The sequence below is a fragment of the Acinetobacter sp. AOR12_HL genome (assembly GCF_027855275.1).
GTDB classification, from domain to species: Bacteria; Pseudomonadota; Gammaproteobacteria; order Pseudomonadales; family Moraxellaceae; genus Acinetobacter; species Acinetobacter baumannii.
The window spans coordinates 40953-64326 of record NZ_JAKTIJ010000035.1 but is presented as its reverse complement, the minus strand read 5'-3'; the positions used below and the strand labels follow the sequence as shown (position 1 = coordinate 64326).

Sequence of the window (23374 nt, the reverse complement as noted above, 5' to 3'; positions counted from 1 at the left end):
ATGCCAAACATGAGTGTTATGCCGGATTCTTCACGCCCCCAACAAGCGCCACAACGTGTGATCAAAACACGCCGTGAATATAATATTTGGGTGGCAGATGAAAGTATCGAAGATTATGCGCTTCGCTACGCACCCACCTCAGTAAGAAAATGGTCGCCTTGGACGGTAACCAATACCGCAATCTCGACAGTCAGCTTTTTGGCGATGGAAGCCATTGGGGCGACCATGCTTTGGCAGTATGGCTTTAGCAATGCAGTATGGGCAGCAATTGTTGTATGTACCATCATATTTTTGACCAGTTGGCCGATTAGTTATTACGCCGCAAAATATAATGTAGACGTCGATTTGCTTACTCGTGGTGCAGGTTTTGGCTATATTGGCTCGACCATTACGTCTCTGATTTATGCCAGCTTTACCTTTATTTTGCTTGCGTTTGAAGCTGCAATTATGGCAATGGCACTTGAGCTTGCCTTAGGCATTCCGCAAGTTATTGGTTACTTAATTTCTGCCTTAGTGATTTTGCCTTTAGTGGTCAAAGGCATTGGTTTTATTAATAAAGTTCAGGCGATCACACAACCAATCTGGCTCTTATTACTATTATTACCGTGGTTTTTTGTACTTTGGAAACAGCCACAAATTTTAAGGAGTAGCTTGCATTTTGTTGGGGCGGTTTCAAACTCAACCGATTTTAACCTGTATTACTTTGGTGCGGCGTGCACTCTTATTTTTTCATTTGTGATCCAAATTGGTGAGCAAGCTGACTATTTACGTTTCTTACCGCAAAAAGAAAAGAACAGAACTGCATGGCGTTTTGCCGTTTTTTTAGGTGGTCCATCTTGGATAATTTTTGGATTTTTAAAAGTTTTGATGGGGATGCTGCTGATGGTGTTGGCTTTTCAGCTGTTTATTCCTGTCTCTGAACTAGACAATCCGACTTATCTGTATTGGGTTGCTTATCAGCAGTTTATTCCAAATCCTCAGCTAGCGTTAATATTGACTCTAGCACTAGTTTGCTTGGCGCAAATTAAAATTAATATGACCAATGCCTACGCTGGTTCACTGGCATGGTCAAACTTTTTTGCTCGCTTAACTCATAGCCATCCGGGGCGAATTGTCTGGCTTCTTTTTAACGTTTTTATTGCTATTGTTTTGATGGAAATGGGCATTAGCCATGCAGTTGAGCGCATTTTGGGGCTATATAGCAATATTGCTTTGGCATGGATTGGTGCCGTTGTTGCCGATTTAATTATCTGTAAACCTTTAGGTTTAAGCCCAAAGGGAATTGAATTTCGCCGTGCTTACTTATATGACATTAACCCCGTTGGTGTGGGTGCCTTACTCATCGCTTCAGTGTTATCGATGCTGAGCTATTTGGGCTTTTTCGGATTGATGGCAAAAGGATTGGCGAGTTTTATTGCTTTGGGGAGTGCGGTGTTATGTGTTCCTGTTATTGCTTACCTAACGAAAGGCAAATATTACATTGCACGCCAACCTGAAAAAATTCAGGCGACTTCGGTTGCAAACTGTGTGGTGTGTGAACGGGACTATGAACTCGCTGATATGGCGGGCTGTCCAGCCTATAACGGTACGATTTGCTCATTATGCTGTTCACTTGAAGCCCGCTGTCACGATTTATGTAAACCCGATGCACGTTGGTCAGTTCAGCTCAAAAAAGCCATTTGGCACTATTTACCAGAACGTTGGGCTAGTCGTTTAAATAGCAGGGTCAGTTTGTATTTATTACTGACTTTAGGGCTGTCTATTGTTCTGGCAGTGAGTTTAAGTCTGGTTTATATCCAAGAAAAAACCTATTTAGAAACCATTAATGCCGCAGCCGTTCCGCAGTTATTCACGCTGTTTGTAAAAATTTACACCATTTTATTTTTATTGATGAGTGTTGCATCATGGTGGTTAGTACTAAACGATGAAAGCCGACGTAATGCCGAAATCGAAACGCATCAGCAAACAGCATTATTGATTGATGAAATTGCTGCCCATGAAGTCACTTCAAAAGACTTACAAGACGCCAGAATAGCAGCAGAACGGGCCAATGATGCAAAAAGCCGTTATGTCATTGGCATTAGCCACGAACTACGGACACCTCTAAATAGTATTTTGGGCTATAGCCAATTACTTCAAAAACAAGAACAACTCTCTGAACAAGGCAAAGTGGCGCTCGGGGTGATTAGCCGTAGTGGGCAGCATTTGACTTCACTGATTGACGGTTTACTAGATTTAGCACGCATTGAAACAGGCAAGATTTCTTTAAATGTAGTGGATGTGCATTTCCCCAATTTTATTGAACAAATTATTCAAATGTTTCAACCACAGTTTGAACAGAAGAATTTACAGTTTGTTTATGAAATTGGAGAGAACTTACCACACTATGTCCGTACCGACAAAAAACGCTTAGAACAAGTGCTCATCAATTTGCTGGGCAATGCTTTAAAGTTTACAACGAGCGGCACTATTACTTTAAAGGTCGAGTACCGTTTTCAGACGGCTTATTTTGAAATTAGAGATACGGGCTGTGGTATTGCTGAGGCTGATTTAGAGCGTATCTTTAACCCGTTTGAACGGGGCAGCAATGTTGTTCAAGGCGGATTTACTGGAACAGGACTCGGACTACCCATTGTAAAATTATTGGTCGATTTACTCGGTGGCCAGCTATCTGTGACCAGTCAGCTCAATCAGGGTTCACAATTTAAGATTAAGTTTTACTTACCTTCAAAAGAAGTAGTTCATCCTATTTCTAATGTTTACTCCAACCAAATTACAGGCTATCAAGGCGAGCGAAAACGAATTTTGGTTGTCGATAATGAAGCGGTGGATCGAGGTTTAGTCGCTAATTTTCTAAAACCTTTAGGATTTATTATTGAAGAAGCCGAGTCGGGCATTGACTGTTTAAGACGTGTACCTATTTTTCAGCCGAACCTGATTTTGATGGATTTAAATATGCCTTTGATGGGCGGGTGGGAAACAGCACGATTATTGCGTCAGAATAATATTACCAATGTGCCGATCTTAATTATTTCAGCGAATGCAGGAGAGCGCGAAGTCAATCCACAAGATGCGGTCTTAAGTGAAGACTTTATGTTAAAACCAATCGATCTCAATTTGTTGCTGAGTAAAATTGGAGATAAGTTGGGCTTAGTTTGGATTGATTCTAAATCAGATGCAAACCTTGAAAATAATGAAGTTCAAACACTGGATGTAAAGGTGTTTAAGCAAGAGCAAGTTGCTGTTCATACCTCAATCCAACAACCGGAAAATAATGATCTGCTTGATTTACCGCAAAGCTTGCAACAGTTAAATGATTTAATTGGGCAGGGTTATATTCGAGGAATTCAACAGACTTTAATGCAATGCCGGCAAAATTTTCCGGAGAATGATGAGTTATGGGAACAGCTGGAACAGGCTATTCGAAAGTTTGATTTAAAACACGCGCAACGATTGATTCAGGATAAGCAATGAGTACGCAACATGTTTCTTTTCAGCAAGCTTCGCCAAACGAGCAGGCTATTATTCTGATTGTGGATGACGTGCCGGAAAATTTGGGCTTGTTACATGAAAGTCTGGATCAGGCAGGTTATCGCGTGCTTGTCACAACCGATGGGTTAAGTGCAATTGAAATTGCACACCGATGCTTACCGGATATGATTTTGCTTGATGGCAATATGCCGCATATGGACGGTTTTGAAAGTTGCATACAGCTTAAAGCGAGTCCAATTACGCAGTTTATTCCCGTTATTTTTATGACAGGTTTATCTGAGACAGAGCATATTGTGCGTGGTTTTCAGGTCGGTGGGGTGGACTATGTAACTAAGCCACTGAATATTGAAGAAGTATTAGCAAGGGTAAAAACACATTTGGCACATGCCAAACTATTGCAGCAACAAAAACAGGTGATTGATGCGACGGAAACAGCCATTCTTGCGCTAGATGTTCACGGTAAAATTGTGTGGAAAACCCAAAAGGCTAGTGATCTACTAAATCAATATTTACCTGAATTAGAAGGCTTTGAAGCAGGTTTAAAAGCTTGGTTTTCAGACTTAGAGCATGAAAAAGACTCCAAAAAATTAACCAGCTGTTCTTATTCGACACCATCTCAACAATTACAGCTTTTATTGCTTACACCGTGGGAAAGTGAGCCAAGTGTGGCAAAAAATTATCTGATACAAATCAAGACTTCTACGCCAGCTTTGGAAATGGCTGATATTTTAAAATATTGCCCGCAGTTGACTCAACGTGAGGCAGAAGTCATGCACTGGTTGTTGTTAGGAAAAACCAATAAAGACATTGCTGAAATTTTGGAGCTGAGTCCACGGACAGTGAATAAACATTTAGAGCATGTTTTTGAAAAACTTTGCGTTGAAAACCGAACTGCTGCGGTGGCGCATATTAATAGCTTGGTGCAAGAGTTTCACTAATTTAAATGAAGATTGTATTTAAAAAGCATACAGACTCACTGCTAAAAATAGGCTATTTTTTTACAGTTAAATTTGTTCTTATAGATAAAGATTATACAAAGTCATTTTTAAATAAATACGATTTGTAATATGAGGAATTCATTGTGAATATTCAACAAAAAGATGATACAAAACACGGCAGCTTTAGCTTACTTGATGGTGAAACCGTTGCAGGTGAAATGACTTATACATGGGCAGGCGAAAGCATGCTAATTATTGATGCCACAGATGTAAACGAAAATTATCGTGGACAAGGTGTAGGTCGCCAATTACTTGATGCTTTGGTAGCTTTTGTTCGTGAAAAAGACGTAAAAGTAATTCCGCTTTGCCCATATGCTAAATCGGTTTTTGATAAAGACCCAAGTATTGGTGATGTACTTAGAAAATAAGCAATAGATTAAAAATCATATAATAAAAATCGGGCGTTGGTGTCCGATTTTTTTTATTGGTTTTATTACTCATCTTTGCTTTAGTGAACATGTTTTGAGCGGTTTTATTCAACTGATTTGAAGCTTTTCGATTGCCAAATCGAATTTATCAAACTTATAGAAAAGCTTATCTAATAAAAATAGTTTTAGACCAATTGGGAAAAAAATAAACTTGTTACACAAATATTTAATGGCTGACGAAAGCTAAATATTTATAACGTTTTAATATTATTTGTTGGAATTTTCCTTGAACTGGCAGTATATCCATAGTGTGTTGCCGCAATTTTTCTCTGCAACTTTGACCACGCTGAAAATCTCAATTATCAGCATTATTCTGGCGATTATTGTAGGGCTAATTTGCAGCATTTTAATCACATATCGCGTGCGGGTGCTAAATAGAATTGCCCAGTTCTATATTGAGTTATCTCGAAATACCCCTTTATTAATTCAACTGTTCTTTTTGTATTACGGTTTGCCAAAACTCGGTATCAAAATTGATGGTTTTGCTTGTGGTGTGATCGGACTGACCTTTTTAGGCGGAAGCTATATGGCTGAAGCTTTCCGAGCAGGTTTGCAATCTGTGGCTAAAGGGCAGATTGACTCCGCAAAAAGTATTGGTCTACAACCGACTCAAATTTTTAGATATGTCATTTTCCCTCAAGCGCTTGCCATTTCAATTCCGGCAATAGGGGCAAATTGCCTATTTCTAATTAAAGAAAGTTCTGTGGTCAGTGCCATTGCTGTCGTTGAGCTGCTTTTTGTCACCAAAGACTTAATTGGCATGGACTATAAAACTACGGAAGCTTTGTTTTTACTCATCATGGCTTATCTGATTATTTTATTGCCCGTGTCTATTTTAACCAGTTATCTGGAGCACAAAAGTCGGAAGGTGAGCCATGGAACTTGATTATCTATTTCAAGCGAGTCACCTCGAACGTTTAATGTGGGGACTTTGGGCAACGGCAAAAATTGCTTTTATTTCGGTGTTTTTTTCTGCAATTTTTGGCACAGTTTTCGGCGTCATTATGACTTCTAAAAACATAGTCGTTAAAGCGCTGTGCCGCCTGTATCTAGAAGCCATTCGAATCATTCCAATTTTAGTTTTGCTGTTTGTGTTTTATTTCGGCTTTGCGACATGGTTTAACTGGCAGTTTTCAGCAATGTGGGTGTGCGTTGTTGTATTTGTTTTATGGGGTACGGCAGAAATGGGCGATTTGGTTCGTGCAGCCATTACTTCGATTGATCAGCATCAACGCGATTCGGCCTATGCGCTCGGACTTACCCACGTTCAAGCTTTGATCTACGTCATTTTTCCGCAAAGTCTAAAACGAGTAACACCAGGCGCGATTAACTTATTTACCCGAATGGTGAAAACCAGCTCTTTAGCAGTCCTGATTGGTGTGGTTGAAGTCATTAAAGTTGGCCAGCAAATTATTGAAAATTCGCTGTTGACCGTGCCAAGCGCTTCTCTTTGGATTTATGGCTTTATTTTTATTTTGTATTTTCTGATTTGCTATCCCTTATCTCGTTTGGCGGCACATTTGGAAAAGGTCTGGGAGTAATTATGCCTTTGTTATCGATACAACAATTACAGAAATCATTTGCACAAAGTCATATTTTACAGGGCATTGATCTGGATGTAGAACAAGGAGAGGTGGTTGTTATTTTAGGTCCATCGGGCTGTGGGAAAAGTACATTATTGCGCTGTATTAATGGCTTAGAACCGATTCAGGGTGGTGAAATCCGTTTAAAAGGCTCAGGTGTGCTTGGTAAAGACGTGGACTGGACTAATGCTCGTCAAAAAATTGGCATGGTTTTTCAGAACTATGAGCTATTTGGGCATATGAACGTCATCGACAATATTTTGCTCGGGCCACTTAAAGTACAAAAACGTCACCGCGATGAAGCAGAACAAGTAGCAGATGAGTTGTTAAAGCGAGTCGGGCTTTTTGAGCGAAAACTCGATTATCCACGACAACTTTCTGGTGGACAAAAACAGCGTATTGCCATTGTTCGTTCACTGGTCATGCAACCTCAAGTGATTTTACTTGATGAAATTACCGCTGCGCTTGATCCGGAAATGGTTAGGGAAGTGCTCGATGTAGTACTTAAGTTAGCGAACGAAGGAATGACCATGTTGATTGTGACACATGAGATGTCTTTTGCACGCAAGGTTGCCGACCGCATTATTTTTATGGATAAGGGCAAGATTATTGAACAGGCTTCACCAGAAGAATTTTTTGAACAGCCGAAAACAGAACGAGCGAAAGCTTTCTTAAATATTTTGTCGTACTAAATTTTTATTATTTGAATCATGAGGAAGTGAATGTTTAAACGTAATTCAATAAAAATATTAAGCAGTCTTGCCGTTGCTGGGGTGTTATTAACTGCATGTAGTAAAACACCATCAACTGAACAGGCAAGTAATGCTCAAGAAGACCATTCTTTAGAACAAGTCAAAAAAAATGGGGTTCTACGCGTTGCTGTTTTTGCCGATGATCCGCCGTTTGGTTATGTAGATAGTGCGGGGAATAATCAGGGCTTTGATGTGGCTCTAGCAAAACGGGTGACTAAAGATTTGCTTGGTGATGAAAAGAAAGTTGAGTTTATTGTGACTGAAGCTTCAAATCGGGTGGAGTTTTTAAAATCAAATCGTGCCGATGTGGTGTTCGCGACATTTACAGTAACCCCTGAACGAAAAGAGGTTGTCGATTTTGCCGAGCCTTATTTAAAAGGGGCTTTTGGGATTGTCTCGCCTAAAGCCAAGCCGATTACTAACATTGCTCAATTAGAAGGTAAAACCTTAATCGTAAATAAAGGCACAAGTTCGGATACTTACTTTACCAAGCATTATCCGAAAGTGAATTTACTCAAGTTTGAAAGAAACTCGGATGCCTTTAAAGCCTTAACTGATGGTCGTGGTGACGCGATTTCCCAAGATAGTACCTATGCTTTGGCATGGGCCGCGAAAAACCCAAGTTATGTTGCAGGTATTCAGTCTATTGGTGATCAAGAGTTTATTGCACCAGCGGTTAAAAAGGGCAATACCCAATTATTGAATTGGCTCAATACTGAAATCAAGCAGCTCAGAACAAGCGGTGAAATTAAGAAAATTTATGATGAAACCTTGAAACCAATTTACGGTGACTCGGTTAATCCGAATGTGTTTTTAGACGTAGGCCAATAATTTTCGATATCGCTAGAGCAGTGCCTAAAAGTAGGCGCTGTGATTCTAAATAAGACTTTTACAAGAACGATAGGGTGAAATAATGACAACATTAACATTTCAAAACGTGAAGCATATTTTGGCTGCATCTTTACTGAGTTTGGGTTTGGTTGCATGTGATAAAGGAACTCAGTCTACTGAAAAATCGGCCGATACCACACAAACTACGTCAAGTATTGAACAGATCAAAAAGAATGGTGTGGTACGAATTGGCGTATTTAGTGATAAACCGCCGTTTGGATATTTAGATGCTCAAGGTAAAAACCAAGGCTTTGATGTAGAGATTGCCAAGCATGTCGCTAAAGATCTACTCGGTGATGAAAACAAAGTTGAGTTCGTTTTAACTGAAGCAGCTAACCGTGTCGAATATTTAAAAGCCAATAAAGTAGATATTATTTTTGCAAACTTTACTGTTACCCCAGAACGTAAAGAGGTGGTCGATTTTGCTAAGCCTTACCTAAAAGTGGCGCTCGGTGTGGTTTCTCCTAAAAGCCATCCAATTACCGATGTGGCTCAACTTAAAGATAAAACCTTGCTGGTAAACAAAGGTACAACGGCTGATTCATTCTTCACCAAGACTCATCCTGAGATTAAACTACAAAAGTATGAGCAAAACACTGAAACTTTTGATGCTTTAAAAGATGGTCGTGGTGCTGCGCTTGCACATGATAACTTGCTGGTTTTAGCTTGGGCCAAAGAAAATCCAAATTACACTGTTGGCATTACTAATTTAGGTGAGCAGGACTTAATTGCACCAGCAGTGAAAAAAGGCGATAAAGAGTTACTGGACTGGTTGAACCAAGACTTAGAGAAACTGGCAAAAGAAGGTGTGATTCATCAGGCTTATGAAAAAACGTTAAAACCAGTTTATGGCGATACGATTAATCCAAAAGATCTATTGGTTGAGTAATTCTAACAAAGAGGACTCTAGATAGGATTTGCTCGAGCTAGGAGTCGACTAGATTTTTAAAGTCGGCTCTGCTGCTAATTTATCTGCCAAATATTGAATCAATACACTCAATTTAGGTGGGACATGCCGTGTCGGTGGGTAAAGTAACCACAGCCCACCACTGTAATAGGTTTTAAAATCCCAGTCTGGTAAAACCTGAACTAAGGTGCCTTGTTGTAGAGCATGGCGTGCAACGAAGTACGGCAAGCTCGCAATACCTAAATGCTGTAATGCAGCACTCAAACGCACACCCGTATGATTTGCAGCATAACGACCACGCACGGCAACACTTATCGATTTATTTCCTTGTTGAAATTTCCACTTTGAGTCACTGGCTTGTTCACCCAAGTAAATGCATTCATGCTGCTTTAAATCATGAGGATGGTTCGGTGTGCCATGCTTGGACAAATACTCAGGTGTGGCACAAACCAAGTGATCAATATCAATCAGCTTTCGACCCATAAGGCCACCCGGTGGTTGCTCTGTAATTCGAAGCGCTAAATCGACGCCATCATCAATGAGATCTACATAGCGATCTTCTAAAAGCATTTGAATATCAATTTTTGGATAACGTCCTAAAAATTCGGGTAAATGCGGATGAATCATAAAATGTCCCACAGCTTTCGGAACACTCATACGAATAATACCTTCGGGTTCGACATGAAATTGGCCCGAACTTTCCATGACTGCTTGTGCAGCATTCACCATATCTAAGCAACGTTGATAGACCTGTTGTCCGCTTTCACTTAAGCGAAGTTTCCGCGTAGTTCGATAGAGTAAGCGGGTGCCTAAAGCACGTTCTAATCGAGCAATCGCGCGGCTCACAGCAGAAGGTGTTGTACCAAGCTGGCGTGCAGTTTCAGAAAAGCTTTCCGACTCGACAACCTTAACGAAAGTCGCCATTTCATTTAACAGAACCAGACTTTGATTTGTGCTCATGAGGCAAAAGTTATTTGGATTTTGATTGGATTATCGCGTCTAAAAAATCGCAATACAATCTTTTAAGTGATTTTCAGGAAACTAAATTGTTATGTGGCACTTGTATGGACATGAGTTTTTAACGCTAGCTCTTATTCACTTTATGGCGGTGATTTTACCGGGACCAGATTTTGTGATTACGGTAAGGCAAAGTGTACGTTATGGCTATTTAATTGGATGTCTGACTGCCATTGGTATTGGTATCGGGATTTCAGTACATGTGTTTTATACACTCGTTGGTATTGGCTTTTTGATTCAGCAAAGTGAATGGCTTATGTCACTGATCAGAACAGCGGGATCAGCTTACTTAGTGTATTTAGGATGGCAGTGTTTACGTAGCCAGCCGAATACTAATATTGAAATTAATGGCCAAGCAGGTAGTGACACGCCAAGTTTATTTAAAGCTTTTACGATGGGTTTTCTTACCAATGCGTTAAACCCCAAAGCCACCATCTTTTTTCTGGCAATTTTCACTACGATTGTAAGTACGACCACACCAATGAAAGTTCAGGTTTTTTATGGAGTGTGGATGTGTATGGTCAATGCTATTTGGTTTATGGTGGTGAGTGTACTGTTTGCACAGCCTATCGTACGTAAAAGATTTTTGGAGTTTGGGGTTTATTTTGAGAGGGTGATGGGATTGTTGTTGATTGGAATTGCATTGAGATTGATTTGGGGATTGTTTAATTAAGTTGGATATCTATTGATATTTCCTCAGGTTAAATTCATCTGCAAGTTTTTAGACTAGCACAACGGAGTCCATACTTGCGTTTGCTAGTGCTAAATTTCATCCACAGCCTGCCCATAATTTATAAAGATAATGTATTTGCAATATTTTTTGAAAAATGAAAACAGAGAACAGGTTCTGTGGATGAGAAAGTTTTTGGTTACTTTTTTAAAAAAGTAATGGAATTAGCTACTTTCTTTGGAGATAAAACGGTAAGACTTCGCCGTGATAACCACTAATAATTTTTAGCTCAACCTAAAGTCATCTGCGAACTATTGCATAGCACGACAGAGTATTATCGCTTAAAGTTTTAATTTCTTCAGTCGCCTTCGGCTGGACTTACTTTGGTTTCGCTCAAAGTAAGCAAAAGCATTGTCATCTGCAAAACCTGTCGACTTATTTCATTTAACTAGTGTTTCACAGAAACAGAATCTTTTTGATGCTACGCAGGTTGCAGACGACTTTTGCTCGAGTAAATGTGGTGCTAGGACTATTTGAGTTTTAATAGTTTCCTCATTGAAAAATTGAATTTTAATGATGGCAAATTAATTATAAAAAAAGACCGCTCAAAAGCAGTCTTTTCTACAAATAGATTTAATTGCTACGCCTATTACGCGTCAGTTGATGTAACACTGACACCAATAAATCAATTTCTTCAGTCGTATTATAAAAAGCCAAAGACGGACGCACGGTTTGTTCTACACCAAAACGACGTAAAATTGGCTGTGCACAGTGGTGTCCAGAACGTACGGCAATGCCATGTTGATTTAAAGCTTTACCGACTTGTTCGGTTGAATAGCCTTGTAAAGTAAAGGACATAACACTGGCTTTATGATGTGCCGTTCCGATCAGACGTAAACCAGACACACTACTCAGCGCATTTTGACCATATTCGAGTAGATCATGTTCATAGCGAGCAATGTTATGAATGCCTAGACTTTCGACATATTCAAGTGCAGCACCTAAACCAACAGCATCGGCAATGTTGCCAGTTCCGGCTTCAAACTTGTTTGGTGCAGGTTGGTAAACTACTTGTTCGAAGGTCACATCCTGAATCATGTTACCGCCGCCTTCCCAAACAGGCATGCTTTCTAGCAACTCTGGTTTTGCATAGACCGCACCAATACCCGTCGGCCCAAACACTTTATGTCCAGAAAACACAAAAAAGTCTGCATCGAGAGCTTGTACATCAGTAGGGATGTGCGAAACAGATTGAGCACCATCAACTAAAACACGAACACCTTTAGCATGGGCAATTTTAATGACTTCAGCAACAGGTGTGACTGTGCCTAAAGCATTCGAAACTTGAGTAATCGACAGCAGTTTAGTACGTTCATTAATCAGTTTTGGTAACTCTTCTAAAATAATCTGGCCCGTGTCATCCACAGGAATGACTCGTAATTTCGCTCCAGTTTTTTTAGTGAGTTGATACCAAGGCACAATATTGGCATGGTGTTCTAAGTGAGAAACAATAATTTCATCACCTTCACCAATATTTTGCTCACCCCATGTTTTTGCAATCAGGTTAATGCCTTCGGTTGTTCCTCGAACAAAGATAATTTCTTTAGAAGAGGGGGCACCAATAAATCGGGCAACTACATTTCTTGCATGTTCATAGGCATCAGTTGCACGAGCCGCTAACTCATGGGCAGCACGGTGAATATTTGAGTTTTCATGCTGATAAAAATAAGCAATTCTGTCAATCACTCGCTGCGGTTTTTGTGTGGTGGCAGCATTATCCAACCAGACTAAAGGTCGACCATTGACGCGTTCTTGCAAAATTGGAAAATCGCGACGGATGGCATGCACATCGAGTGGTTGCGCACTGCTTGCCACAAAGGTTGGTTGTGATGGTTGATAATGGCTATAACTTTGTCCACTTTGAGGCAAGTCTAAAAAATAAAATGAAGAAGAACTTGCAGATGTTTGTGTAGGTGCATCAGCTGCAAATCGGTCTTCAATCAATAAAGATTTGAGCTGATCACCATGTGGTAATTGAAATGACTGTGCAACCGAATAATTATCTTCAACACCTTTAACAGATGGTTCTGCTGCATTGGGGGCAGAAAAATCATTTAAAAAATAATAAGGTGATTCACCTGCACCAGTGGGTAAGCTGGGTTCAATGCGTGGCACGTTGGGTTCACTATGAGCAGCTTGTGGTAAATGTGGTTCAAATGGTGGGCGTGGCAAATTAGCTCCACCAACCACAGGCGCAGACGCTACAATTCGGCGTTCAGGGTAGTCTGGCAAATTTGGAATATGTTCAGGATATTCCGGATTGAGACTTTTCTGAAAGGCGATATTGGGCGCACGACCACTGAGTGCAGAAAATGGTTCACCTGGTTGTGGTGGGTGTGGTGGCGCTCCGACAGGTAAGTCCAAGTTAAGGCCCGATGGAGAAGTCGAACTGCTTGAGCTTGGCACTGCTGAAAAAAACTCATTAGCAAGTCGAGCAATGGTGGACTCATCGGGGAAGTTGGCTGGTGGGTTAGCACCAGTCACTTCAGGCCCCGTTGAACTACCTTGTAGATTACTTGTAGTTAACTGGGTAGTCATGATATTTGTCCACCTCCACATCATCTAACACTGCTAAAGCATCGTCTGTTAATACTGCAAGTGAGCAGTATAACGAGATCAGATATGACGCAATTGCGTTACGGTTAATGCCCATAAAGCGTACTGAAAGCCCCGGTGACTGTTCACCCGCAAGACCCGGTTGGAACAAACCAACAATCCCTTGACGCTTTTCACCAACACGAAGCAGCAAGATTTTAGTTTTGCCATCTTCTACAGGAATTTTATTTGATGGAATAAGTGGAATTCCGCGCCATGTAATGAACTGCGAACCAAACAGACTAACTGTTGGAGGCGGTACACCACGGCGTGTACATTCACGGCCAAATGCTGCAATCGCATCAGGGTGTGCTAGGAAAAATCCCGGTTCTTTCCAGACTTTACGTAGCAAATCATCAAGATCATCAGGAGTGGGTGGGCCATTTAAAGTCGAAATACGTTGGTCATCTGTCACACTTGCTAGTAAACCGTATTCAGGGTTATTGATAAGCTCGCTTTCTTGACGTTCTTTAATGGTTTCAATGGTTAAGCGAAGCTGTTCTTTAATTTGGTCGTGTGGGCTGCTGTAAAGGTCGGCAACACGTGTATGCACATCTAAAACAGTAGATACACCATTTAAAAAGTATTCGCGTGGCTCTGGGTCATAATCAACAAAAGTTTGAGGTAAAGTTGCTTCATCACGTTGTGTGCAAGCCACCTGAATATCATCGGTATTATTGACACGGTTTAGGCGATAAATACCTGCTTCAACAGGAATCCATTGAAGTAAGTGAGTCAGCCAGCGGGGAGTAATTGTAGAAAGCTGGGGAGCTGTTTTAGTTGCATTGGCCAGTTGACGGGCCGCATGGTCCCCAAGTGCAAGTTGGGCTTTGTCTGTATTTTTCGCCATGAATCATTTTTCCTTATTACATTGGCTTTTTGAAAATAAAAATTCTAGGATGCATATAAACTAGAATTAGTTCTGGTTTTAAAATTAAAATCGCGTTATAAATTTTTTAAATACTGAGCTTATTAATGAGTTATCTATTTTCTAAATAAAAATATATTTAAACTAGAAATAAGCATTTTATTAATCTGCACGTTCTTTGTTTATTTATCTCCTTATCTATTTATTTCACATCTATAGTTTTTAACCAGCAATATGATTTTTTTGATAAGACTCATTCGGTGACTGTAAAATCTGGCTACCTGCAGCAACACTATGGGTTAGCCAAACATTCCCCCCAATAATTGACCCTCGGCCAATGGTAATACGGCCTAAAATAGTGGCACCTGCATAAATCACGACATCATCTTCAACAATCGGATGGCGTATATAATCTTTTTTCAAAGCACCATCATCATTGGTTTCAAAGCGTTTTGCTCCAAGGGTCACGGCCTGATAAATACGAACGCGTTCCCCAATGACACTAGTTTCACCAATCACCACACCCGTACCGTGATCAATGAAAAATCCTTTGCCGATTTGCGCACCCGGATGAATATCAATACCCGTAGCAGAGTGGGCCAATTCCGAAATAATGCGTGACAATAAAGGCACTTGAGCATAGAGCTGATGGGCAATTCTGTGATAAATAATCGCAAATATGCCCGGATAGCAGAGTAATACTTCGTCTACACTATGTGCTGCTGGATCACCTTCATAAGCCGCCCGCACATCGCCGTCTAAAAGGCGCCGTATAGAGGGCAAAGTGTTGGCAAAATCCTGCACAATAGTTTGAGCAAGTTCTTGTGGCTGCTGCACTGGGCTTGAATGACTCAAATGTCGTTTCGCTTCATAATTCAAAGCCAGTTGTACTTGAGCATGTAAAGCTGTTAGCACCCGATTTAAGGTATAGGCAATATAAGAATCTTCAGTTTCTTGGCGTAAGTCGGCAGGGCCTAAACGCATTGGAAATAAAATCCCGCACAGGTCATCTAAAATGGCCTTTAAAGCTTCTTTAGATGGAAGTTCACGGCCTCCAAATTCTTTTGTTCTGTGCTGTTGCTGACGCCAGTCATGCCTTGCTTGTTGTAAACCTTGTACAACCGCATTAATGTTCCATTGAGTCACAAGCTTTCCTTGATTCACTGAAAATTGATTGAAGTATTAGTCTTGTTGCCAAGGAAGTTGGTGGATGCGCCAGCCATTTTTCTGATTACGCTGTTGCTGTTCATTTAGATCACCTTCAAAGCCTTCAAGAACGTTATAAATGTGTTCAAAACCTGCATTAAATGCGGCTTCGGCAGCTTGTGCTGAACGGTTGCCACTACGGCATAACAAAAGAATGGTTTTGTCTTTACCAACTTTTGATTCAAGTTCTTTTAAAAAGCGTGGATTACGATTAAATGACGTGCCTGTTGCCCATGCAATATGGATACTTTCAGGGACATAACCCACAAATTTGCGTTCTTCATTGGTACGCACATCAACTAAAACAGCTTCTCCTTGTTGTACGAGTTGCCATGCGTCAACAGGTGATAAACTGCCACTAAAATTTAGTTCGTGTTCTTGTGCATATTGCTGTGCTTTAGCAAGAATATCTTCGGCCGAAAAGGATGTATTTGAACCATTTGAGATAAAACTTTGTGGAGTTTCAGTATTTAATTTAGCGTTCATTGAATATATCCTTATCTTTGATTCAGATTGTTAAGGTTCAATTTACGCGGTTTTAAATATAAGCAAAAATAAGGAATATCTATTTATATATATTATTTTGATAAATAAGAGCGGTGAATATTTTATATAAATTAGTATTAGTTAATTTTATAAAGTTATTAAAATAAAATAGATTTAAGAAATTTTATTATTTAGTAAAAACCGTACAGATTAAAATAATCCGCACGGTTTTTAAAATTAAGCAAATCCACCATTTACACGAATGACTTGAGAGTTTACCCAGCGCCCATCTGGACCAGCCAGCATGGCTACTACGCCAGCAATTTCGTCAGGTGTCCCGATTCGTTCCAATGGAGCAAGTTTTGCAATAGCCGCTACTTGCTCGTCAGTTTTTCCATTGTAAAAAAGGTCAGTGCCTGTCGGGCCGGGTGCAACGGCGTTTACAGTGATATTGCGTCCACGTAACTCATTTGCTAACACATGTACCAAACCTTCGACACCTGCTTTTGAAGCAATATAAGGACCATATGCCGGAAAAGATTTGGCAATTACACTGGTTGAAAGCGCAATAATCCGACCGCCATCTGGTACTGTTTCGGCCGCATGCGCCAATATTAAAAACGCGCCACGTAAATTGGTATGAATCACTTTATCGAAATCTGGCAGGCTTTCAGGTGTAATTTTTGCCATAGGCATAATACCGGCACTATGAACTACCACATCTAACTGACCGTTAATCGCTTTAGCTTCTTGAAATAAACGGCTCACCTCATGTTCATTTGCAACGTCCGCTTGAATAGCTGAGGCTTGACCACCTTGCTCAATAATATGTTCTACAGTGGCTTGGGCATGCGCTTTATTGCTAGCATAATTAATAATCACATAAAACCTATCTTGAGCTAAGCGTTCTGCAATAGCACGGCCAATACCACGTGATGCGCCAGTAACCAGAGCTGTTTTTCTTGAAATATTCATTTTTAGATCGCCTGTTTGAGTAAGTATGGCTTATTTTAATAATATATAAATATGGGATAAATCATCAGAATTGGATAAGATAATTCCATATAAATTAATAATAGGTAGGGTTAAAAGCGAGCACCATGGACAAATTTGATACCTTGCAACTTTTTACCCGCATCGTAGAGCTGGGTAGTTTTAGTCAGGCAGCCGATCAGCTAAATATCCCACGCGCTACAGCAAGTAATGCCATTAAGGAGTTAGAGAATAATTTACAGTGTCGTTTGTTAGAGCGGACGACTCGGCATGTAAGACCATCACTAGATGGACAAGCATTTTATGAGCGCTGCACACAAATATTATCGGAACTTGATGATGCCGAATCATCTTTACGCAATGTAATTGCTCAGCCCCGTGGTTTATTACGTGTCGATTTATCAGGCGCACATGCAACTAAAATTGTTTTACCCAATATCGACCAATTTCACGAGTTGTATCCCGACATTGAACTGGTAATCAGTACAGGTGATCGCTTGGTTGATCTGATCAGGGAAGGCATAGACTGCGTGGTGAGGGCGGGGCGTTTAGATGATTCCACTTTAATTGCCAGACATTTGGTCGATATGCCACAAGTCATTTGTGCAAGTCCTGACTATTTAAATAAACATGGAACGCCAGAGCAACCAGAAGATTTGTTATCACATTATTGTGTCAATTTCTTTTCGACATCAGGCGGGCGGAATTATCCATTTGAATTGATGGTGAATGGCAAAAAACAAGATTATTTTTTGAAAAGCTGGATCGCGGTAAATGATGCTGAAAACTATGTATTATCTGCCTTACAAGGGGCTGGCTTAATTCAAGTACCGCACTACCATGTGGCAAATGAATTAAAAAATGGGCGTCTGGTTCAGGTTTTATCTGAGTGGGAAATCCCGAAGATGTCAGTTTCTGCATTATATCCGCAGCATCGGCAGCTCTCGCCACGCGTACGAGTTTTTGTCGCTTGGCTGAGTGAGTTATATACGAGTTATTTTGCCAACTTTGAATACCCGCAAAAATGAAATATCTTGCGGGTAAGTCAAAAACTGAATGATATTTTTAAGACTGATTCTGTAATTTATCTTGAGTCTTGGTCTCAAAATCACTCGCATCATGGCGTTCATGCAACTGGGTAGCTAAATCACCAAAGGTACGATTTACCATACGGCCACGTTGTACCGCAGGGCGCGCTAAAATCGCATCTGCCCAACGTTGAACATTTTTATATTGATCGACACCTAAAAACTCCGCGCCGTTATACACCCAGTTTTTAACAAGACCGCCATACCAAGGGAACGCTGCAATATCAGCAATGCTATATTCAGAACCAGCCAAATATTCGTTTTTTGCCAGATGCTGATCTAATACATCAAGTAAGCGTTTTGTTTCCATTGCAAAGCGGTTAATCGCATATTCAATTTTAACAGGGGCATAAGCATAAAAATGTCCAAAACCACCACCTAAGTAAGGTGCACTGCCCATTTGCCAGAATAACCAATTGAGGCATTCAGTACGTGCAGCAATATCATTCGGAATAAACGCTTTAAACTTTTCAGCCAAGTAAAGCAAAATTGAGCCAGATTCAAATACTCTTAATGGCGGGTTTTGGCTATGGTCAACCAATGCTGGAATTTTAGAGTTGGGATTAATTTCTACAAAGCCACTGCCAAATTGCTGTCCTTCTCCGATTTTAATCAGCCAAGCATCATATTCAGCATCTTTATGTCCTAACGCTAAAAGCTCTTCAAGCAAAATAGTAACTTTTTGACCATTAGGCGTTGCTAAAGAGTAGAGTTGGAGCGGATGTTTTCCTACTGGAAGTGTATGCTCGTAACGCGCACCTGAGGTAGGTTGGTTTAAATCGGTTTTTTCTCCAGTCCATTGCCAAACTTGTGGAGGAATATAGTTTGAATTACTCATTTTTTATCTCATGTTTGGTGTAAATATAAGGATTTATTTATGTCGCAAGGCAAGCCATTTTTGTACGGTCGGACGTTGCCATTGCTGTAATGCATAATTTTTTAGGCGCTCTGGTACAGCATCACCATTTTGAATAAGACGTTGCAACATTAATGCAAGTTCAGCATCCACAATGCTCCATGAACCAAAAAGAAATTCGGCATCAGAAGCAAGAAGTTTTTCTGCAACAAAGAAAAGTTTTTCTGCTGCTCTTTGGCCTTGTTCGGAAAGTGGAGTGGACTTGGGCTGAATAAAAATAACATCGGTTGGACGCTCAGTTCTTAGTGCCACTAAGTCCGATCTGAGCCATGCCTGAATTTGTCGTGCTCTTGCCCGTGCTTGAATATCTTTTGGAAAAATAGCTGTGTCTGGATAAAGTTCTTCTAAATATTCCAAAATGGCAGAAGATTCTGATAAGGCAAAATCGTTATGCTCAAGTACAGGCACTTTAGCTGTTAATGACTTTTCTACAAAAGATGTTTCAAACTGGCCTTGCTGACCTAAGTCGATGGTTGCTATTTCAAATGGAATTTGTTTTTCGTGTAGTCCTACAAAAACTGTAAATGCATAGGGACTTAGAAATTGTGAATCTGTATACAGCTTAAAATGCTCGTTATTCATTGTTATTGTCCGTGTGATAAACAGATGGGTCTAGTCTAAGTGAGCTAAGCCAAGATTGGGTAGCTTTTTTGTGGAAAAGCTTTATCGGTTTTTGAACTAAGCTATTTCGGTGGTCAACGTTAGGGTTTAATGTGCTGAAAATGTTGACGAACAATGCTAAGCCAAGCTTGTACTGCTGGTGAAACAGGAAGATTCTTTTTCCAAGCCATGACTAAGTGCCACTGAATATTTGGTTTTTCGAGTGGCACTGCTGCAAATAAAGTCGGGTCAAGCATGTCGGTATAATATTGAGGGAGAAGCGCAATTCCCATACGTTGTAAAACCATGTCTGCCAAGAGGTGCCATTGGCTGGTACGGCAAGCAATGGTTGGGTAAAAACCATGCTGCTTACAAGCATCGAGAATAATACTGTTTAAAGAGAAATTTTCAGGAAACATTAAAAATGATTGGTGTTGTAGCTCTTCTAGATTTATTTTTTTGCGGGTTGCCCAAGTTGCATCACGACGTAAAAGTACCATTAAAGGGTAGTTACATAATTCGATGCTATTAAAAGTTTGTTCATCAAAAGGCTGCAATAAAACACCAACGTCTAGCTCATTATTGAGTAAAGCCTGTTCAATACCGCGTGAACCCACTTCCATAAAAGCTAATTCAATATCTGGCCATTGACGATGAAAGTCAAACAGTGCTGTTGTTAGGAGCTGTGAACCTAAAGGTGGAACGCCAAGTTTTAAAGTACCTGTTTTTAATTGTTGATAGTTTTCTATCTCAAGAAAGATGTTTTGCTCTGCCTGAAGAAGTTCGACCGCATGTTGATAAATACGCTCTCCAATTTCGGTTAACTCAATTTGTCTTTTTCGTCCATGATCGGGTTTAACCAAAAGCTGTACCTGAAGCTGCTCTTCGAGTTGTTGTAATATTTTACTAATGGTGGGCTGAGTCAGATATAACTCTTCAGCAGTACGGGTAAAACTTTTAGTTTTAACCAGAGTAACAAAGCACTGTAATGATTTTAGAGAAAGCATAATAAAGAATAGATTATTCCATTTTGGAATAATATTAACATGAATAATTCATATTTAGCAGGTTTAACCAAGCTAGCATAATAGTGTAGTTAACCATTTAATTTCGAAAAATGAGTACTGAATCTGCTTCTGGAACACCCTCACAACCATCACTGTTCGCGTTAGTTAAACAAATTCTCATTTTGGCTGGATTTTGGTGGATCGGATATCTCTTACACCAAAAACTGGGTGTGCCTGTCTCGGCAGGTATTTTAGGTATGTTTTTATTGCTTTTATGCCTGTTCTTTAAAATTATCAAAATGGATCAGGTGGCAATGGGAGCAACTGTGGTTTTAGGTGAGCTATTACTGTTTTTTGTGCCTGTAGTCGTTGCCGTTGTCCAGTATAAAAACCTGTTTATGACCGAAGGATGGCAAATCGTCTTAAGCATTGCGGTTGGAACCATTTTAGTCATGTTAAGCACTTCACTGACTATTCATTATTACAATCGTTTGAAGGCTTACTTACAGGCTAGAAAACGTCTTCAACATAAGCATATCTAAAGAGCATAATGACATGAATATCTGGTCAATTCTTTGTCTCATCTGGACTTTGGTCGCTTATGTTGTGGCAAAGCGAATCTATCAAAAACATCCAAAACTTTGGTTATCACCCGCAATTAGTGTGCCTGTACTTACCATCATTTTGATGACGATTTTTGGAATTTCATACCAAACTTATTCAGAAGATACCCAGTGGATTGTTAATTTATTAGGTCCTGCAACGGTAGCTTTCGCTATACCGATTTATCGTTATCGGGAAACGATTCGTAAAAACCTCGGAGTTCTTACGATTGCGATTATTGTGGGCATGAGTGTAGGCGTGATGACTGCCTATAAAATGGCGCAGTGGTTCCACTTTAGCCCTGAAGTCACCAACAGTTTGATGGCACGTTCTATTTCAACACCTTTTGCCATGATTTTAGCTGAAGATATTCATGGTTCGGCGGCATTGGTTTCCCTATTTACTGTTATTACCGGTTTGGTCGGTATGATTTGTGGCGATGCAATTTTGGCAATTACTAAAATCCGTTCTAATGTGGCAAATGGTGCCGCCTTGGGTAACGCAGCGCATGGTTTTGGTACAGTTAGAGCACAGCAGCGCAATAGTGAAGAAGGGGTGATTGCCAGTTTAACCATGGTTATTGCTGGTATTTTAATGGTACTCATTGGACCATTTGCGATTCATCTATGGTTGCTGTTGTAAGGTTTACCTACATTGACTTGGCGTGCTGTTGAATAATCTTTGATAATTTTTTGATAGCTTGTTGCATTAGTTCGGGTTCAAAATCGCCTAAGCCGACAATTAAACCCGAACGTCGCCGCTCTTTTGAAAATGTCGGTGAAATTGCTTTGATGGCAATACCTGCATCGACTGCCGAGCTTGCAACGTCAATATCATTAATATGTTGAGCAAGCCATAACACCATATGCATGCCTTGATCGCCCGGTTGTAACCAAGCAAGTTCTTGAGGTATGTATTTTTCAATCAAGCCAATAATGTATTCTCGAACTTCTGCATAGACATTTCGAGTACGTCGAATATGCCGTTCTAAATAACCCTCTTGAATAAAAGCAGCCAAAACGTGTTGGTCGGCAGCAGGCGGGTGTCGATCAATTAAGACTCTAAGCCCACAAAAAGGAGCTACCAGTTCTTTAGGCAACACTGCATAGCCAAGCCTAAGCGATGGAAATAAGACTTTGCTGAAAGTGCCAAGATAAATGACTTGGTCAGGTGCCATGCCTTGTAAAGATGGGAAGGGCTGCCCGTTATAGCGAAGTTCACTGTCGTAGTCATCTTCAATGATCCATGCTTTTTGCTGTTTTGCCCAAGCTAATAAAGCTGTACGTCTTGCTAGACTCATTGGCATACCAAGTGGATATTGGTGAGACGGTGTCACAAAAGCAGCACGTGCATGTTTAGAAAGCTTAATTCCGGTTTCAACTTGAATACCTTCTTCATCGACAGGAACACGCACCATCCGAATGTTTTGTACAGCATGTTCAAAAATGGCTGTTGTACCGCGATAAGCCGGATCTTCTATCCAGACTTCATCTTTTGCTTCAAATAAAATTTGGCTGCAAATATAAAGTGATTGTTGAATGCCGGGCGTAATCACAATTTGTTCAGGTTCGCAGTGGACAGAACGTGACCGTCGTATATAGTCTGCTATAGCAATTCTTAGTGATAATACACCTTGAGGTTCACCATATCCTGAAGGAACACCTGCTCCCCGTGATCTATATTTATTACCAAATTTACGCCAGATATCACTTGGTTGAGTACGACCGACGGGGACAGATACTGCAAAAGGAACATGGGGAAGTGGCTTAAATTCATCAAGCACTTTGGCATAAGAACGTGCCGATTTGGTCAAAGAGATCGAGTTAGGTTTATTTTCTTTTGATGAGTGTTGTATTACAGATGTTTTAACCAAAGCATGAGACACATAAGTGCCAGTTCGTGGTTGAGAGTCAAACACACCTTCAGCTAAAAGCTGATCATAAGCTTCGATAATCGTTCCGCGAGCGACCCCAAGTGTTTGAGCCAGTTCACGAGAAGAAGGCAACGGATCACCGGGTTGTAAATCACCACTTTGTACAGCTTCACGTAAAGCTTGAGTCAGTTGAGCACTAATCTTTCCTTGGCTTTTGTCAATCTTTGCAATAGACGGAAGTTCCACAACTTTTGCCATTCTTGCCATAATTCTGGTCTACTTAAAAAAATACAAAGTGGTTCTTTTTAATAAACCACATAAACCAGAAAATTTACAACACA

The 23374-nt window shown here is 40.3% G+C and carries 23 protein-coding genes; 12 read left to right on the top strand and 11 right to left on the bottom strand.

What is annotated here, in order from left to right:
• Window positions 1-9 precede the first annotated feature (9 nt).
• The 3 genes from MKL36_RS16310 (at window position 10) to MKL36_RS16300 (ending at window position 4858) form a co-directional block, all read left to right on the top strand.
• Window positions 10-3474, top strand: coding sequence for a hybrid sensor histidine kinase/response regulator (locus MKL36_RS16310; RefSeq protein WP_021510340.1), 3465 nt, complete (start codon window positions 10-12; stop codon window positions 3472-3474).
• Window positions 3471-4430: a response regulator transcription factor gene (locus MKL36_RS16305; RefSeq protein WP_021510341.1), complete on the top strand. Its 960-nt coding sequence runs from the start codon at window positions 3471-3473 to the stop codon at window positions 4428-4430. Before MKL36_RS16310 ends, MKL36_RS16305 begins: the two co-directional genes overlap by 4 nt.
• A gap of 143 nt (window positions 4431-4573) precedes the next feature.
• Complete coding sequence (locus tag MKL36_RS16300) at window positions 4574-4858, top strand: GNAT family N-acetyltransferase (RefSeq protein ID WP_001025680.1); 285 nt, start codon at window positions 4574-4576, stop codon at window positions 4856-4858.
• Between the two features lie 108 nt (window positions 4859-4966).
• Here MKL36_RS16300 and MKL36_RS16295 read toward each other — a convergent pair whose 3' ends face one another.
• Window positions 4967-5080 (bottom strand): hypothetical protein, encoded by a 114-nt coding sequence (locus MKL36_RS16295; protein WP_002054858.1) that lies wholly within the window; start codon window positions 5078-5080, stop codon window positions 4967-4969.
• 64 nt (window positions 5081-5144) lie between these two features.
• On the opposite strand from MKL36_RS16295, the gene MKL36_RS16290 reads away from it, so the two are divergent.
• From MKL36_RS16290 to MKL36_RS16270, 5 genes are all read left to right on the top strand, one after another.
• The gene (locus tag MKL36_RS16290; protein ID WP_002054848.1) at window positions 5145-5804 is read left to right on the top strand and encodes an amino acid ABC transporter permease; all 660 of its coding nucleotides are present in this window, start codon (window positions 5145-5147) and stop codon (window positions 5802-5804) included.
• Window positions 5794-6459: an amino acid ABC transporter permease gene (locus tag MKL36_RS16285; protein WP_000418066.1), complete on the top strand. Its 666-nt coding sequence runs from the start codon at window positions 5794-5796 to the stop codon at window positions 6457-6459. Before MKL36_RS16290 ends, MKL36_RS16285 begins: the two co-directional genes overlap by 11 nt.
• Before the next feature lie 2 nt (window positions 6460-6461).
• Complete coding sequence (locus MKL36_RS16280; RefSeq protein ID WP_001130356.1) at window positions 6462-7193, top strand: amino acid ABC transporter ATP-binding protein; 732 nt, start codon at window positions 6462-6464, stop codon at window positions 7191-7193.
• Window positions 7194-7223: 30 nt separating this feature from the next.
• Window positions 7224-8084 carry a transporter substrate-binding domain-containing protein gene (locus MKL36_RS16275; protein WP_021510695.1) on the top strand — a complete coding sequence of 287 codons (861 nt, stop codon included), beginning with the start codon at window positions 7224-7226 and terminating at the stop codon, window positions 8082-8084.
• 82 nt (window positions 8085-8166) lie between these two features.
• On the top strand, window positions 8167-9033 hold the full coding sequence (locus MKL36_RS16270) for a cysteine ABC transporter substrate-binding protein (RefSeq protein WP_000209980.1): 867 nt from the start codon (window positions 8167-8169) through the stop codon (window positions 9031-9033).
• 48 nt (window positions 9034-9081) lie between these two features.
• Here the strand turns inward: MKL36_RS16270 and MKL36_RS16265 are convergent, their stop codons facing one another.
• Window positions 9082-10011 (bottom strand): LysR family transcriptional regulator, encoded by a 930-nt coding sequence (locus tag MKL36_RS16265; protein WP_021510696.1) that lies wholly within the window; start codon window positions 10009-10011, stop codon window positions 9082-9084.
• Between the two features lie 91 nt (window positions 10012-10102).
• On the opposite strand from MKL36_RS16265, the gene MKL36_RS16260 reads away from it, so the two are divergent.
• Complete coding sequence (locus MKL36_RS16260; RefSeq protein WP_021510697.1) at window positions 10103-10741, top strand: LysE family translocator; 639 nt, start codon at window positions 10103-10105, stop codon at window positions 10739-10741.
• Window positions 10742-11371: 630 nt separating this feature from the next.
• Here the strand turns inward: MKL36_RS16260 and MKL36_RS16255 are convergent.
• The 5 genes from MKL36_RS16255 to MKL36_RS16235 form a co-directional block, all read right to left on the bottom strand.
• On the bottom strand, window positions 11372-13336 hold the full coding sequence (locus MKL36_RS16255) for a family 2A encapsulin nanocompartment cargo protein cysteine desulfurase (protein ID WP_021510698.1): 1965 nt from the start codon (window positions 13334-13336) through the stop codon (window positions 11372-11374).
• Window positions 13311-14243, bottom strand: coding sequence for a family 2A encapsulin nanocompartment shell protein (locus tag MKL36_RS16250; RefSeq protein WP_001107594.1), 933 nt, complete (start codon window positions 14241-14243; stop codon window positions 13311-13313). Before MKL36_RS16250 ends, MKL36_RS16255 begins: the two co-directional genes overlap by 26 nt.
• Window positions 14244-14483: 240 nt before the next feature.
• Complete coding sequence (epsC, locus tag MKL36_RS16245; protein ID WP_086263283.1) at window positions 14484-15425, bottom strand: serine O-acetyltransferase EpsC; 942 nt, start codon at window positions 15423-15425, stop codon at window positions 14484-14486.
• A gap of 18 nt (window positions 15426-15443) precedes the next feature.
• Window positions 15444-15953: a rhodanese-like domain-containing protein gene (locus MKL36_RS16240; protein WP_021510700.1), complete on the bottom strand. Its 510-nt coding sequence runs from the start codon at window positions 15951-15953 to the stop codon at window positions 15444-15446.
• A gap of 237 nt (window positions 15954-16190) precedes the next feature.
• Window positions 16191-16928: an SDR family oxidoreductase gene (locus MKL36_RS16235; protein WP_021510701.1), complete on the bottom strand. Its 738-nt coding sequence runs from the start codon at window positions 16926-16928 to the stop codon at window positions 16191-16193.
• A gap of 125 nt (window positions 16929-17053) precedes the next feature.
• On the opposite strand from MKL36_RS16235, the gene MKL36_RS16230 reads away from it, so the two are divergent.
• The gene (locus tag MKL36_RS16230) at window positions 17054-17974 is read left to right on the top strand and encodes a LysR family transcriptional regulator (protein WP_000357065.1); all 921 of its coding nucleotides are present in this window, start codon (window positions 17054-17056) and stop codon (window positions 17972-17974) included.
• Between the two features lie 37 nt (window positions 17975-18011).
• Here MKL36_RS16230 and yghU read toward each other — a convergent pair whose 3' ends face one another.
• From yghU to MKL36_RS16215, 3 genes are all read right to left on the bottom strand, one after another.
• On the bottom strand, window positions 18012-18872 hold the full coding sequence (yghU, locus tag MKL36_RS16225; RefSeq protein ID WP_021510702.1) for a glutathione-dependent disulfide-bond oxidoreductase: 861 nt from the start codon (window positions 18870-18872) through the stop codon (window positions 18012-18014).
• 33 nt (window positions 18873-18905) lie between these two features.
• Entirely contained in the window at window positions 18906-19532 is a 627-nt protein-coding gene (yfcF, locus tag MKL36_RS16220; RefSeq protein ID WP_021510703.1) for a glutathione transferase, read from the bottom strand.
• A 119-nt stretch (window positions 19533-19651) separates the two neighbouring features.
• The gene (locus tag MKL36_RS16215; RefSeq protein ID WP_000949917.1) at window positions 19652-20557 is read right to left on the bottom strand and encodes a LysR family transcriptional regulator; all 906 of its coding nucleotides are present in this window, start codon (window positions 20555-20557) and stop codon (window positions 19652-19654) included.
• Window positions 20558-20667: 110 nt separating this feature from the next.
• On the opposite strand from MKL36_RS16215, the gene MKL36_RS16210 reads away from it, so the two are divergent.
• Together MKL36_RS16210 and MKL36_RS16205 are read left to right on the top strand one after the other, a co-directional pair.
• Window positions 20668-21099, top strand: coding sequence for a CidA/LrgA family protein (locus MKL36_RS16210; protein WP_017816217.1), 432 nt, complete (start codon window positions 20668-20670; stop codon window positions 21097-21099).
• 13 nt (window positions 21100-21112) lie between these two features.
• Complete coding sequence (locus MKL36_RS16205; RefSeq protein ID WP_001028714.1) at window positions 21113-21802, top strand: LrgB family protein; 690 nt, start codon at window positions 21113-21115, stop codon at window positions 21800-21802.
• Window positions 21803-21809: 7 nt separating this feature from the next.
• Here the strand turns inward: MKL36_RS16205 and pdxR are convergent, their stop codons facing one another.
• Window positions 21810-23300 carry a MocR-like pyridoxine biosynthesis transcription factor PdxR gene (gene pdxR, locus MKL36_RS16200; RefSeq protein WP_086374090.1) on the bottom strand — a complete coding sequence of 497 codons (1491 nt, stop codon included), beginning with the start codon at window positions 23298-23300 and terminating at the stop codon, window positions 21810-21812.
• Window positions 23301-23374: the final 74 nt, after the last annotated feature.

What these genes read in the sequence shown, in the direction of transcription:
- yfcF (WP_021510703.1), bottom strand. Translation starts at nt 19,532, where the DNA reads ATGAATAACGAGCATTTTAAGCTGTATACAGATTCACAATTTCTAAGT.
- MKL36_RS16305 (WP_021510341.1), top strand. Translation starts at nt 3,471, where the DNA reads ATGAGTACGCAACATGTTTCTTTTCAGCAAGCTTCGCCAAACGAGCAG.
- MKL36_RS16260 (WP_021510697.1), top strand. Translation starts at nt 10,103, where the DNA reads ATGTGGCACTTGTATGGACATGAGTTTTTAACGCTAGCTCTTATTCAC.
- MKL36_RS16240 (WP_021510700.1), bottom strand. Translation starts at nt 15,953, where the DNA reads ATGAACGCTAAATTAAATACTGAAACTCCACAAAGTTTTATCTCAAAT.
- yghU (WP_021510702.1), bottom strand. Translation starts at nt 18,872, where the DNA reads ATGAGTAATTCAAACTATATTCCTCCACAAGTTTGGCAATGGACTGGA.
- MKL36_RS16255 (WP_021510698.1), bottom strand. Translation starts at nt 13,336, where the DNA reads ATGACTACCCAGTTAACTACAAGTAATCTACAAGGTAGTTCAACGGGG.
- MKL36_RS16275 (WP_021510695.1), top strand. Translation starts at nt 7,224, where the DNA reads ATGTTTAAACGTAATTCAATAAAAATATTAAGCAGTCTTGCCGTTGCT.
- MKL36_RS16265 (WP_021510696.1), bottom strand. Translation starts at nt 10,011, where the DNA reads ATGAGCACAAATCAAAGTCTGGTTCTGTTAAATGAAATGGCGACTTTC.
- MKL36_RS16230 (WP_000357065.1), top strand. Translation starts at nt 17,054, where the DNA reads ATGGACAAATTTGATACCTTGCAACTTTTTACCCGCATCGTAGAGCTG.
- MKL36_RS16235 (WP_021510701.1), bottom strand. Translation starts at nt 16,928, where the DNA reads ATGAATATTTCAAGAAAAACAGCTCTGGTTACTGGCGCATCACGTGGT.
- MKL36_RS16285 (WP_000418066.1), top strand. Translation starts at nt 5,794, where the DNA reads ATGGAACTTGATTATCTATTTCAAGCGAGTCACCTCGAACGTTTAATG.
- MKL36_RS16210 (WP_017816217.1), top strand. Translation starts at nt 20,668, where the DNA reads ATGAGTACTGAATCTGCTTCTGGAACACCCTCACAACCATCACTGTTC.
- MKL36_RS16215 (WP_000949917.1), bottom strand. Translation starts at nt 20,557, where the DNA reads ATGCTTTCTCTAAAATCATTACAGTGCTTTGTTACTCTGGTTAAAACT.
- MKL36_RS16205 (WP_001028714.1), top strand. Translation starts at nt 21,113, where the DNA reads ATGAATATCTGGTCAATTCTTTGTCTCATCTGGACTTTGGTCGCTTAT.
- pdxR (WP_086374090.1), bottom strand. Translation starts at nt 23,300, where the DNA reads ATGGCAAGAATGGCAAAAGTTGTGGAACTTCCGTCTATTGCAAAGATT.
- MKL36_RS16270 (WP_000209980.1), top strand. Translation starts at nt 8,167, where the DNA reads ATGACAACATTAACATTTCAAAACGTGAAGCATATTTTGGCTGCATCT.
- MKL36_RS16310 (WP_021510340.1), top strand. Translation starts at nt 10, where the DNA reads ATGAGTGTTATGCCGGATTCTTCACGCCCCCAACAAGCGCCACAACGT.
- MKL36_RS16250 (WP_001107594.1), bottom strand. Translation starts at nt 14,243, where the DNA reads ATGGCGAAAAATACAGACAAAGCCCAACTTGCACTTGGGGACCATGCG.
- MKL36_RS16280 (WP_001130356.1), top strand. Translation starts at nt 6,462, where the DNA reads ATGCCTTTGTTATCGATACAACAATTACAGAAATCATTTGCACAAAGT.